This window comes from Streptococcus sp. GP0011, from assembly GCF_030546305.1.
Lineage (GTDB): Bacteria > Bacillota > Bacilli > Lactobacillales > Streptococcaceae > Streptococcus.
This window is the reverse complement of the sequence record NZ_JAUONR010000003.1, coordinates 104,175-116,835: the sequence shown is the minus strand read 5'-3', so window position 1 is coordinate 116,835 and position 12,661 is coordinate 104,175. Positions and strand designations below refer to the sequence as shown.

Below are 12,661 nucleotides of genomic sequence, written 5' to 3'. Positions count from 1 at the left end.
TTTGGTATATACTAGTTTCGTAGTTACCTTTAAGATATAGTCTCACTCGTCTTCCTCATCGTCATAAACTCGTTCACCATGGATTTGGATGTACTCCTCACGCTTCCTATCCAATTCTTCCCAGATGGGATCATCAATAGCTTTCAAAACCTTTATCTCTTCTAAACTAATATCGACTGCTTCGTCGTAGGTCATATTCAGTAGGTCTTTATGTTTCGTTTTGAATTCTTCAACACTCAGCCAAGTTTCTTTGTCGTCTTCGCTGATTTGACCGTCAATGACAGATGCTACCTCAATCGCCATGATATAGAGCGCTCGCTTGTCAACCGTTAGAATATCCTTATGAGTCGTGATTATTCGAAGATAGTCTCCTTTTTCTCGCCCATCACTTTCATAAGAATCTTCAAAATTTAAATTTAAATTTTCACGCTTAAAAGTCGCCCAAGAGTCTTTTCCTATTCTAAAATCAGCCATTCCCCAACGCTCATCATTTGAAGAAAATTTATCTAGAGTTAAACTCAAATAAAAATTATCATCAAATGCATAAGAAAAACCAACTTTCACTCCCTTACGTTCTTTGAACCACATTTTCCAAGGATATTCCATACAGTTTTGGTATATACTAGTTTCGTAGTTGCCTTTAAGATATAGTTTCACTCGTCTTCCTCGTCGTCATAAACACGTTCACCATGGATTTTAATATATTCTTCGCGAAGCCGTTCTTCTTCTTCCCATAGCGGATCTCTTACTGGTATCATTGTCTTTAATTCTTCCAAACTAATTTCAACCGCTTCATCATAAGTCAGTGAAAGAACATCCTTGTGCAACTCCTTAAATGTCTCTACATCCATCCAGGTCTGCTTGTCATCCTCACTGATCTGCCCGTCAATAGCAGAAGCTACCTCGACTGCCATGATATACATAGCACGTTTATCTACGGTTAAAACATCTATATGGGATGTTGCGATACGTAGATAATCTCCACGTTCTCTCCACTCTGTAATGAAAGTTTTTTCAAATTCAAGTGTTATACTCTCATATTCCAAAGACAACCAAGGATTACTAGGAATTATAAAAGGAGCCTTATCCCATCTTTCGTCAACTGAAGACCATTTGTGTAACCGAACACCAAAGTAAAAATCATCCTGCAACATCTCATCATCCCCGACATTTGAGAAACTTATTTTTTGACCATTTCTTTCTTTAAACCACATTTTCCAAACAAGCTCTCTTGTCGTAAAGGTTATTTTTTGCTTAAAATCACTTTTGATATATATTCTCACTCATCTTCCTCGTCGTCGTCCAACTCTACCTCTCCATGGATTCGGATATACTCCTCACGCTCCCTATCTAATTCTTTCCAGATGGGATCATCAATAGCGTCAATCGTTTGAATTTCTTCCAAACTCATCTCATTTGCTTCCTCAAAGGTTAGAGATAAGATATCTTTATGTTTTTCCTTGAATTCCTCGATTGTTATCCATGTTTTCTTGTCATCTTCGCTAATTTGTCCATTAAAGATTGTGGCAATCTCAATGGCCATGATATAGAACGCTCTTTTATCAAGAGTGAGCAATTCAAGATGGGTAGAAGCCAAACGCAAAAAGTCTCCATTTTCGCGAAAATCAGTTACATAAGCATTCTCAAATTCCAAATTTAGATCTTCATCAATTTGTGAATAAAAACGGTATTTTATCCCTTCTTGTATCGGAACATGCAACCAACGTTCATCATAATCCTGTTTATCTAGTTTTAGATGAATTGCTATATCATTCCTATCTCTGATTTGAAGAAAACCAGAATAGGAGAGTGGGATGCCTTCTCCTTGATAACTTTCAAACCACATTCTCTTCGCTAGTTCTAAATAATCAAATGGAATTTCTTTGGTGTAATCACCTTTGATGTAAATTCTCACTCGTCTTCCTCATCGTCATAAACTCGTTCACCATGGATTTTGATGTATTCTTCCCATCCTCTGTGTAATTCATCCCAAAGGGGTTCATCAATCGCCTCCATAACCTCTAGTTCTTCCAAACTAATATCGACTGCTTCGTCGTAGGTCAAATTCAGCAGGTCTGCATGTTTCGTTTTAAATTCTTCAATACTCAGCCATGTTTCTTTGTCGTCTTCGCTGATTTGACCGTCAATGGCAGATGCTACCTCAATCGCCATGATATAGAGCGCTCGCTTATCAACCGTTAGAATATCTAGATGAGTGGAAATAATCCGCAAACAATCACCTTTCTCACGTCCATCGCTTTCATAAGAATTTTCTAGATCCAATGTCAAGTTTTCATATTCAAATGTCTTCCAAGGGTTTATATTTGTATTAAAATTTGCACTCTCCCAACGTTCGTCATTATATTTAAATTTATCCAACCGTAAATTTAAATGTAAATCTTCATCCCAAGCATAGGAAAAATCAAGTGGAATTCCTTTTCGCTCTTTGAACCACATTTTCCAAGGATATTCCATACAGTTTTGGTATATACTAGTTTCGTAGTTGCCTTTAAGATATAGTTTCACTCGTCTTCCTCGTCATCATAAACTGGCTCGCCATGGATTTTGATGTATTCTTCATTTCTACGGTCATCTTCTTCCCAGACTGGGTCTCTTACATCGTCCATAAACGGAATTTCTCCCAAACTCAGCTCATTAGCTTCTTCATAACTCATCGAAAGGATATCCTCATGCCGGTTTTTAAATTCCTCCACACTTAACCAGCTCTCTTTATCATCTTCGCTAATCTGACCATCAATAGCAGTCGCAATTTCAATGGCCATAATATACATAGCTCGTTTATCAACAGTGAGAAGGTCAAGGTGCTTAGAAGCAATTCTTAAACATTCACCTTTCTCACGAAAGTCCGACATGATAGCATCTTCATAGTCTAACTGTATATATTCTGACTTATGGGATAAAAAATCATACTTTATCCCTTCCTTAATCTGAACACTTTTCCATCTATCATCATGAGTTTTCTTGTCTAATTCTAAGTGAATAGAAAGTTTCTCAATTGGTAGTTCTAGATACCCAGCATACGACAAATCCGGCTCTTTTCCATCTTTTTCCTCAAACCACATCCTTTTCGCTAGTTCCATGTAATCAAATGGAATTTCTTTGGTGTAATCGCCTTTGATGTAAACTTTCATTTTTCCTCCTATGATTTTAACCACTTAACAGCTTTTAAAATATATTTGACTAATTGATTTTTTTCATAATTTGATAATTTATTCAATTCTGAAATATCATCAATCCATTCTCTAGCACTTGCTGCATCGACAATTTCATCCATTCCCCTATGGGCATTAACTCTATAACCTGATTTTCCTCCCCCTGACTGAATCTGAACTTTACCACTATGGGGTTCTGCATCTACGCGAATATTCCCTTTCTTTCCTTTTACTTTTCCTTCAACAGTCCCAAAAGTCTTACTCGTAGGTTTATTGGCCTTCCAGCTATCGTAGTTGCTAGAATAATTAACCTGAATTTCGCCATTTAGTAAGGCCGTATTTGTAATAGCTGATAAGCTAGTTACTGCTCCACTAGATATCAGTACATTTCCATATTGTACCACTGATACAGATACTGCGGTACCAACTACGAGACTTCCTCCCATTGTTGGTGGACTAGCCATTATACTCAATGTTTCGAGAGCACCACTCGCAAAGTAGACTCCTAAACCAGAGAAAATTTGAGCTACTCCACTCCAAAATTCGACTGAATTTGCTTCAAAGTTTTGGGCTTTTAGTTCATCAAGCTTTTTGTTAACCAAATGAGTATAATCATCATCATACTTCCCATTTTTTAAAACGACATAGCCTTGCTCCAAGGAATGAATTTCAATGATATTCCCTGTTTCATCAATCTTAAGAGTGTGATTGTAGTCGTCGATTATTTTATCCCATTCGGACTTGTCGTGACCTTTTAAGCGCTTCTTTAATTCAGCACGATAGTAGGCATCACCATCGTCCGATAGCATCATATCCCTAGAAGCTTTATTGATGGCACGAGTTTCAGAGTCTTGAAAATCTCTTTTGGCATGCGAAACAATCTTCACATCCTTCATCTTTTGCACCCAGCTCATGTCCAGACCGTCCGCATAGTAGTTGCCATCGCTATCGACAATGATTTTACTTAGTTGCGTAGCTCCTTGAATCGCTAAGCTAAGGACTTCTAGACTATCACTGAAATACTGGGAAACTTGTGAGACAAAAAATTCTAGTTTTTCAATCTTGTCATCCAAATCCTGAATACCTGACTCGATTTGAGACTTAGTATTGTAGAGGATGGTCTTCTCAGAGAAAGCTTTCCCCCAATTAAGTGTAAAGAGATCTTTGATTTGATTTAACCAGTTCTCCCTCGCTTGAATCTGAGCTTCTACGATAGCTAGCTGCTCTTCTCTCAATTTTTTCAGTTTCTTGAGCTGGTCCAGGTCCAAATCTCCATATCCAGAGACCTGAGCATCTGCATTTTTGTAGGAGGTCAACTCTAGTTGGATATCATCTATCGCTGCTTGTAACTTCTTGATGCTAGGGATGATAATCTCTGTAAAGAGACCCTTCCCAGCTGTGTAGGCTGCTCCTGTCAGCTCACCTGAGTCTAAAGAGGAAATCAGGTGGTCACATCCACTAGATAAGCGGTCCGTGACTTCATTTGCGACTTGGAGATTGTTAGTCATGGCCTGAATCAATTCTTGGGATTCTTGTGCACTGTATTTTACTCCCATGGTAGCCGGTTCCTTTCTGATATCAGTTCTTCTCTGGCTTCATCGAAAGACCGACGTGCCTTCTTCGTTTGTTTTCCCAATTCATCCAGTTCCTCATCTACATAGGAGTTGACCTGTCGCTGAATGGTTCTATTTTCACTTTCGATTTGCTCTATCATTTGACGAGAACTGGGTGAGAGAGCCAATAGAGTCGCCATACGATGGTGGATGCTCTGGATTTCTGAGTGAAAGTGAGTTAGCTGCTGTTCATATTGTCTTTTTAGAGTCTGAAGACTTTCTTCTTTATCGTCAATCTTGACAATTTCTCTCCAAAGTTTGTAGCGTTTTTCTTCGTTCTTATCTGCCATTTTTAATGTTCCCATCTCTTAGCCAGCTCTACGTCGCGTTTTTCAATCTTATGAGCAATTTCTGGAAACTTATTTGCTTGGGTCAAAACAGCCGAGCTGAAATCACTGACTGCCTGAAGCATTTGGTTGCAGGCCTGACGTCCCGCTTCCATCCCAGCGATTTCAGAAGTATATGAAAATTCTACTTGCTGATTTTGCTTCTTGCTCGTGTCATACCCGACCAATTCATTAATAGCTGCCTCTGCTGCTATCGTGCTAGATTTTATCTTTCCACCCATACTTCAAACTCCCCTTATTCATTGTATATTGACCATATCATAACACAAAAATAGTATGATTTCAAAACAAATCCTAAGGGCAAATGCGCTCATCTCCTTAGAGTAAACTCTATCGCTCACTGAATGAGTTTGACAAAGACGGTACTAGTCATTTTGGAAACCCGTTTTCTGATGCCTTATAGTTTGACTAGTCTTATTAGCAAGGCTTGTTCACCTCTCGTGAGAAACAGAAAAAGACAAGCCCTAGAAAAATTCCTAGGGCTCGTCTTATGTGTCAAAATGAGCTATGTTTTAACTGACTCCTACAACTCTGTCCGATTTTCAATGGCTCGTAAGAGTGTGACTTCGTCCGCATACTCGATATCAGCTCCCACGGCTAGACCTCGTGCTAGGCGAGTGACCTTGATACCAGCTGGTTTGAGGAGACGAGAGAGATACATCGATGTCGCTTCTCCATCCGCTGTCGCATTGGTTGCCACGATCACCTCTGAAACCTCACTATTTATGAGACGGGTCATGAGACTCTTGAGGTTGATATCGTCTGGGCTGATGCCATTCATAGGAGAAATGAGGCCGTGCAAGACATGATAGAGTCCATGGTATTCTTGGATATTTTCCATAGCAGCCACATCGCGACTATCCTCTAACACCAAGATCGTTGTCTGGTCTCGAGTCGGATCCGTACAGATCGAGCAAGGGTCATCATCCGTCAGGCGACCACAGATGGAACAATAGGTCAATTCCCGTTTAGCAGACAGGAGATTCTTGGCAAATTCATTGACATCATCATCAGACATTCCAATGGTATAGAAGGCTAGGCGGGTAGCCGTTTTGATTCCGATACCTGGTAACTTTGAATAGCTATCAATCAGCTTGGCAATAGGTGTTGGATACAGCATAAGTTCCTTTCTAATTCATTGGATGGTGTTGGTGATAAAGATTGATAATGTCTCGTGCAATTGAAGGTCCGACACCGTTTGTAAGGTTGGTATTATGAGGAAAGACGACTGCGACCGCAATTTGAGGATTTTCGGTCGGTGCATAGGCGACTGCGTTGGTATTATTGGCTTTTTGACCGCCATTAACGTAACTTTCGGCAGTACCCGTTTTCCCGCTGATGGAAACGGCTGCGCCATTTGAAAAGGCACGACCAGTTGTCAGAGCACTCGTTCCATGCGAAACTTGATAGAAACCTTGCTGCAAGATAGCCATATCTGATTCTGAGATATTGACCTTGTTTAGTTCCTTAGTGGCTGTTTCTTGAACCAGACTACCTAGGCCACCTTGGTCATTGTTTCCATAAACCCCTTCAACGATGTGAGGAGCCAAACGTACGCCATTGTTTGCAATGGTTGCGACATACTGAGCTAACTGCATCGGTGTGTAGTTATCAAACTGACCAAAGGAATTATTGATATAGTTCCCCAAATCAAATTCTTTCGGCGTAAATCCTGTGGATTCATCTGGGAGGTCAATCCCTGTTGAAGCTCCGAGTCCATATTCCCCAAAGGTTGATCGCAATTTGCCCATTGCAGTCTCTAACTGTCCCGTTGCGACTGTCATATTTGGTGTGTAGGTTTGTCCCATGATTCCTAGCGCAGTTTGAACCATGTAAGTATTAGAAGAGTATTCCAAAGCCTCAACTGCTGTGATAGGGAAAGAGCCATAGGACAAGGTATACCATGAATTGATAGGGGCCGAACCTTGGAAAACAATCGGCTGGTCTGTCAAGGTTTGATTGCCTGACAAGACTCCATTTTCCCAACCAGAGCTGATGGTCGCTGCCTTAACGACAGATCCTGGCACAAAGACATTGGTTATCGTTCCAAGCGAATCTGAACTTAATTTTCCGGATTCGACATCATGCTTGACACCTGACATGGCCAAAACTGCTCCGGTTTTAGGATTAAGGGCTACGGCGTAAACCCCTTCAGAATATTTGGCTCCACCGTTACCCAACTCTGAGTTAAAGTAGCTCTTGAGTAGGTCGTCCACACCATTTTGGAAAGCTAGGTCAACCGTTAACTTGATATTGTTTCCTTTGCTTCCTTCTTCGACATTTTCCACACTTTCCATATTTCCGTGTTTGTCGAGGTGGATTTCCTTTACGGAACGTTTTCCTTGAAGAACATCTTCATATTGCTTTTCAAGATAGGAAGTTCCCACTCGGTCATTGAGAGAATAGCCTTTTTTGAGATAGGCATCAACTTCTTCTGCTGGAAGTCCTGACTTCTCATTTGAAACGCTACCAACGATTGTTGATAAAGATGTATCCAGTACTTTACGATCCCATGAGGTTGAAATGCTGATACCTGGTAATTCCTTGGACGCTGATGCAACGAGAGCAACTTGGGTATCATCTAAGGCATCCGTAGAAATGGTGCTCGTTGCAAAATTTTCAACAGCATTGAGCTGACTAAAGAGATAGATTTCCTTTTTCTGGTCATCTGTATAATTAAGTTGACTCACGTCAATGCTTTCAACCGCATTATTGTAAAGTGTCGCTTCCGATAAGCGGTTCCCATCTGAATCCAGGCGTTTATCGCTTGGCAAGGATTCGACTGTTTTTTTGTAAATATCCTGGTCCGCCAAGTAGTAGTCTGCAATCTGTCGATCTGTCAGATCTGGGGAAGTTACATTTACATATGTGAGGAGTTTCTTGGCTGTCTCCTTCAGTTCAGCTGCCGTCATTTTATTGTTTCGTGTGAAAGAAACAACCTGCTTGACAGTATTTTCTACCAAGGGTTTCCCTGCCGCATCATAGATCTGTCCACGAGCTGAACTGGTTGTTACCCTTGTTTGGCTGGCTGAGGCCAATTTTGTTTCATAGAAATCTTTATTGAGCACCTGCATGTATAACAAACGACCAATAATGGCCATAAAGAGCAGGATGACAATCGCAAATAGTAAATTAAGCCGAATCGGAATCGAATGGCTATTAAATTTTCTCATACAGCTAAGACTCTTTTCTAGAAAAATTTCTGATTTTTACCCTTATTTCCCCTAAAATAATAGAGCAAACAGGTGAAGCTCAGTACATTTCATTGTACCATATTTTACGGAGAAACTCTTGGAAAAGTCGAAGCATTTTTTGACTTTTAACTGAAAATGCCTTTTTATTTGGTTATCCTATTTTCTATGATATAATGATAGTAATAGTTAGGAAAGCGTTAACCTTTAAGACTTTGACTCATAAAAAGGAGCCTCATGAACAAGCCAGATATCGCAACCATAATCGACCTCCATTTTGAAGAATTAACCGAGCTCGAGCAAGAAATCGCTCGCTATTTTTTGCAAGCTGAAACGATCCAAGATGATCTCTCTTCTCAGCAAGTTACCCAGAAATTACATATCTCCCAAGCAGCCTTGACCCGCTTTGCCAAAAAGTGTGGTTTTACAGGCTACCGAGAATTCGTCTTTCAATACCAGCACCAAGCTAGTAAACCGGACACTCATTCGCACAAACACAGTCCTTTAACCAAACGTGTTTTGCGAAGCTACAGTATCATGCGAGAACAAACACAGGATTTGATTGACGAAGAACAACTGGAACGCGTCGCCCAATTAATCGATGACGCAGAACGAGTTTACTTCTTTGGGACGGGAAGTTCTGGTCTGATTGCCCGTGAGATGAAACTGCGCTTTATGCGACTAGGTGTTGTCTGTGAAGCTTTGACCGATCAGGATGGCTTTGCTTGGACGACCAGTATCATGGATGAAAACTGTCTGGTACTTGGCTTTTCCCTATCAGGAACTACCCAATCCGTCCTCGATAGTTTGTTGGATGCCAAGGAAATGGGTGCCAAGACCATTTTATTTACCAGCGCTCCAAACAAAAACAGTCAGGCCTACACCGAAACGGTCCTTGTGGCAAGCCATAGTCAATCTTCTTACATCCAGCGTATTTCCGCTCAACTCCCTATGCTCATTTTAATAGATTTGATTTATGCCTACTTTTTAGAAATCAATCGCGATAGCAAAGAAAAAATCTTTAATAGTTATTGGGAAAACAAAAAGCTCAACGGCTATCGTAGACAAAAACGTGTTAGAAAATCCTAGTTTGGTTAAACCAAACTAGGATTGTTTTGTTTTAATACTCTTCGAAAATCTCTTCAAACCACGTCAGCTTCACCTTGCCGTAGGTATAGGTAACTGACTTCGTCAGTCTTATCTACAACCTCAAAGCTGTGCTTTGAGCAACCTACGGCTAGCTTCCCTACTTTGCTCTTTGGTTTTCATTGAGTATAAAATGATAATAGGCACCCAACATCCCTGCGTTATTTTGGGTATGGGAAATTCTAATCGTAAAATAAAACGAGCTATTCTTCAGAAGTACGTTCTATAATATCATAGTTTAATGCAGAGTGTAGCGATGTAGTCATTTCCAAAACGTGACAATCGATGTCTTTTGTCACACGATTCATAAAAATCGATCATAGCGAGACCATTTTTTAGTTGTCCTCTAATCTGATTTTCTAAGGTATGGCTAAATTCATATCCATATTCTGGATTGATGGTGATTTTGCCTTCCTCTTCAAGCTCTATTGAATTAAAAGGGATTGAAAATTTTAACAGTAATTCCTCATCGGGTTTGTCCCATACAGTGTCAGCATCATACATGTAGATCCAAGGATTCATAAATCCGACCATTAACAAACCGCCCTTTTTCAATACGCGAGAGGCTTCTTTATACATGTTTTCTAAATCCTCTATGTACACATTTGAAACCGGATTAAAAACAATATCAAAGGTTTCATCTTCAAATGGAAATGGTTTTGTCATATCGCCTTGAACGGTATTGATTTTTAAACCTTCTCTTTTAGCAACCATTTCATCTCTTTCTAATTGTGATTTAGAAAAATCCATGATGGTGACATCATAACCTTTTGCAGCAAAAACGGGACCCTGCTGTCCACCACCACAAGCTAACCCTAATATCTTTTTCCCGTTTGCTTTTTCAAACCATTCTATCGGAACTTTTTTCCCCACAGTTAAGGCGACAGAAATTGGATGCTTTCTAACTTCTTCTAATTCTTCCTGTGTCAATGGCTCAGTATAGTCATTTTTTACATTATTCCATCTATCTTCATTTAATTTTATATAATTACTCATCTTACAATCTCCTCGTAATTTTATAGTATTTCGATTTAAGTTGGATGTGTTGCCACACTTCTCTCACCTCTAGAAATTTTAATTTGTTAATTTTTCGTCCATCTCATTATATCATTTTTCCACATTTTCTCATTTACTCAAACTAAACACTAGTTGAATTTGATGATAGAATTGCTCTCGCTTCAACCTTTCATACAAGATGCTTATTTTCTCCTAGTTTCTCACGATTACCTCCTTTGGCTTAAATTTTTCAATAAAAAAAGAATTAAGCAAAACAGTTTTCACTCAAGTAGTGATTAAGTGTTTTTCTTAATTCTATAGTTCCAAACTAGGATTGTTTTGTTTTGAAATGATAATAGGCTCCCAACATTCCTGCTGTGTTTTGGTGATGGGCAAATTCCAATCGTGTTTTTTCAGCTAGGCTTGGCACCAAGGCCGCCTTCAAGGCTGTGCGGATCTTCGGTTTGAGGATAGCCTCTTGCCCCATGATCCCGCCACCGAGAATGAGCACTTCTGGATTGGCAACGTAGCAAATATTTGCCAGACCTTTTCCTAAATAGTCTACCATGCGGTCAATACCAGCCATACAAATCTTGTTTCCTTCAGTAGCTTCCTTGAAAATGCGTCGGCCATTCCACTGATCAACTGGATCGCCATGAGCTGTTGCTACATATTCTACCAAGGCTGTCGTAGAAGCAAGATCCTGAAAAGCTCCATCCTGCATGTGCATGTAACCGACTTCGCAGGCCGAATTGCTAAATCCATGGAAAACCTTCCCATCCATAATCAAGCAACCACCGATACCTGTTCCAATGGTCAAGCAAAGTGTGACACTCGCTCCCTTGCCTGAACCAGATACTGCCTCAGCCAGACCTGCACAGTTGACATCATTTTCAATCTCACAAGGAATCGCAAAACTCGTCTCGATTTCCTTCTTGAACTGGGTTCCTGTATAGTTGGGAATCTGAGGACCAGCATAGAAAATCTCACCCTTATCTGGATCCACCATTCCTGCAGAAGAAATGGCAACACCTGCTACTGGGCCTTTTTCTAAATAGCTGGCTACGATATCTTTTGTCTTTTGTAAGATATGAGGTCCACCCTTATGCGCCTCGGTTGGCATTTCATGCGATTCAACAAGTTGGCCTTCTTGGTCAATCAAACCATATTTGATGTTGGTTCCACCGATATCAATTGCAACGTAGTGTGTCATAAATACCTCCTTATGAATTAGAGGAAGCGCTCCTTGGTTTCACGAATCAAGGCTGCAGCTGCTTCTACAACTGGTCGATCTTCTTCAGTCACTGGCGTCAATGGTGAACGAACTGATCCAATGTTAAGTCCTTCATTGATCTTCAAGACTTCTTTGATCACACCGTACATATTTCCATGTGCAGAAGTGAGCTTGCCAATGATTGCATTGATAGCGTATTGCAATTCACGCGCTGTTTCCAAATCTTTCTCAGCAATCAACTCATTGAGTTTCAAGAAGAGTTCTGGCATCGCACCATAAGTACCACCGATACCAGCCTTAGCACCCATGAGGTGACCACCTAGGAACTGTTCATCTGGACCATTGAATACGATGTGGTCTTCTCCACCAAGGCTGACAAAGGTTTGGATATCTTGAACTGGCATAGAAGAGTTCTTAACACCGATAACACGAGGATTTTTCAACATTTCAGTATAAAGACTTGGAGTCAAAGCAACTCCTGCCAATTGAGGAATGTTATAAATCACGTAGTCTGTGTTTGGAGCTGCAGCACTGATATCATTCCAGTATTTGGCAACTGAGTACTCAGGCAAACGGAAGTAAATAGGTGGGATTGTTGCGATAGCATCTACTCCCAAGCTTTCCGCATGGCGAGCAAGCTCCATACTATCTTTGGTATTGTTGCAAGCTACGTGAGCGATAATGGTCAATTTCCCTTTGGCAACTGCCATGACTTCTTCCAAAATCAATTTGCGGTCTGCCACACTTTGGTAGATACATTCACCAGAAGAACCGTTGACATAGAGACCTTGAACTCCCTTATCAATGAAGTATTGAACCAAGGCACGCGTACGCTCTGGACTGACTTCTCCTTGATCATCATAACATGCGTAGAAGGCTGGAATGACACCTTCGTATTTTTTCAAATCTGACATAGATTTTCTCCTAAGATTTCTTTTTTCTGCTGAGAGCAGTTCTATTT

General features: G+C 40.4%; 14 protein-coding genes. 1 reads left to right on the top strand and 13 read right to left on the bottom strand.

All coding sequences use genetic code 11. The features are described 5' to 3' along the window. Positions 1–42: 42 nt before the first annotated feature. The 10 genes from Q4443_RS04785 to pbp2b all read right to left on the bottom strand — a co-directional run bounded on the left by Q4443_RS04785 (position 43) and on the right by pbp2b (position 8,306). On the bottom strand, positions 43–657 hold the full coding sequence (locus Q4443_RS04785) for a hypothetical protein (RefSeq protein ID WP_303408038.1): 615 nt from the start codon (positions 655–657) through the stop codon (positions 43–45). Further along, positions 654–1,283, bottom strand: coding sequence for a hypothetical protein (locus Q4443_RS04780; RefSeq protein WP_049519039.1), 630 nt, complete (start codon positions 1,281–1,283; stop codon positions 654–656). The genes Q4443_RS04785 and Q4443_RS04780 overlap by 4 nt, the downstream gene beginning before the upstream one ends. Further along, positions 1,280–1,915, bottom strand: a complete 636-nt coding sequence (locus tag Q4443_RS04775; protein ID WP_049519040.1) for a hypothetical protein — start codon at positions 1,913–1,915, stop codon at positions 1,280–1,282. Before Q4443_RS04775 ends, Q4443_RS04780 begins: the two co-directional genes overlap by 4 nt. After that, a complete protein-coding gene (locus Q4443_RS04770; RefSeq protein ID WP_049519041.1) occupies positions 1,912–2,526 on the bottom strand; it encodes a hypothetical protein in 615 nt (204 codons plus the stop codon). Before Q4443_RS04770 ends, Q4443_RS04775 begins: the two co-directional genes overlap by 4 nt. Then, positions 2,523–3,152: a hypothetical protein gene (locus Q4443_RS04765; RefSeq protein ID WP_223331029.1), complete on the bottom strand. Its 630-nt coding sequence runs from the start codon at positions 3,150–3,152 to the stop codon at positions 2,523–2,525. Before Q4443_RS04765 ends, Q4443_RS04770 begins: the two co-directional genes overlap by 4 nt. 8 nt (positions 3,153–3,160) lie before the next feature. Further along, complete coding sequence (locus tag Q4443_RS04760) at positions 3,161–4,729, bottom strand: virulence protein (protein WP_049519004.1); 1,569 nt, start codon at positions 4,727–4,729, stop codon at positions 3,161–3,163. Beyond that, positions 4,720–5,091 (bottom strand): hypothetical protein, encoded by a 372-nt coding sequence (locus Q4443_RS04755; protein WP_223331028.1) that lies wholly within the window; start codon positions 5,089–5,091, stop codon positions 4,720–4,722. The genes Q4443_RS04760 and Q4443_RS04755 overlap by 10 nt, the downstream gene beginning before the upstream one ends. After that, on the bottom strand, positions 5,079–5,354 hold the full coding sequence (locus Q4443_RS04750) for a TIGR04197 family type VII secretion effector (RefSeq protein ID WP_000509001.1): 276 nt from the start codon (positions 5,352–5,354) through the stop codon (positions 5,079–5,081). The genes Q4443_RS04755 and Q4443_RS04750 overlap by 13 nt, the downstream gene beginning before the upstream one ends. Positions 5,355–5,656: 302 nt before the next feature. Beyond that, positions 5,657–6,253 carry a recombination mediator RecR gene (recR, locus tag Q4443_RS04745; RefSeq protein ID WP_049519006.1) on the bottom strand — a complete coding sequence of 199 codons (597 nt, stop codon included), beginning with the start codon at positions 6,251–6,253 and terminating at the stop codon, positions 5,657–5,659. A gap of 10 nt (positions 6,254–6,263) precedes the next feature. Next, a complete protein-coding gene (pbp2b, locus tag Q4443_RS04740) occupies positions 6,264–8,306 on the bottom strand; it encodes a penicillin-binding protein PBP2B (RefSeq protein ID WP_049519007.1) in 2,043 nt (680 codons plus the stop codon). 255 nt (positions 8,307–8,561) lie between these two features. On the opposite strand from pbp2b, the gene Q4443_RS04735 reads away from it, so the two are divergent. Next, positions 8,562–9,413 carry a MurR/RpiR family transcriptional regulator gene (locus tag Q4443_RS04735; protein WP_049479676.1) on the top strand — a complete coding sequence of 284 codons (852 nt, stop codon included), beginning with the start codon at positions 8,562–8,564 and terminating at the stop codon, positions 9,411–9,413. A gap of 288 nt (positions 9,414–9,701) precedes the next feature. On the opposite strand, the gene Q4443_RS04730 is transcribed toward Q4443_RS04735, so the two are convergent. From Q4443_RS04730 to Q4443_RS04720, 3 genes are all read right to left on the bottom strand, one after another. Beyond that, on the bottom strand, positions 9,702–10,466 hold the full coding sequence (locus tag Q4443_RS04730; RefSeq protein WP_049519008.1) for a class I SAM-dependent methyltransferase: 765 nt from the start codon (positions 10,464–10,466) through the stop codon (positions 9,702–9,704). Positions 10,467–10,794: 328 nt separating this feature from the next. After that, positions 10,795–11,679, bottom strand: coding sequence for an ROK family protein (locus Q4443_RS04725; protein ID WP_049519009.1), 885 nt, complete (start codon positions 11,677–11,679; stop codon positions 10,795–10,797). Positions 11,680–11,696: 17 nt separating this feature from the next. Beyond that, entirely contained in the window at positions 11,697–12,614 is a 918-nt protein-coding gene (locus Q4443_RS04720; RefSeq protein WP_049519010.1) for a dihydrodipicolinate synthase family protein, read from the bottom strand. Positions 12,615–12,661 lie beyond the last annotated feature (47 nt).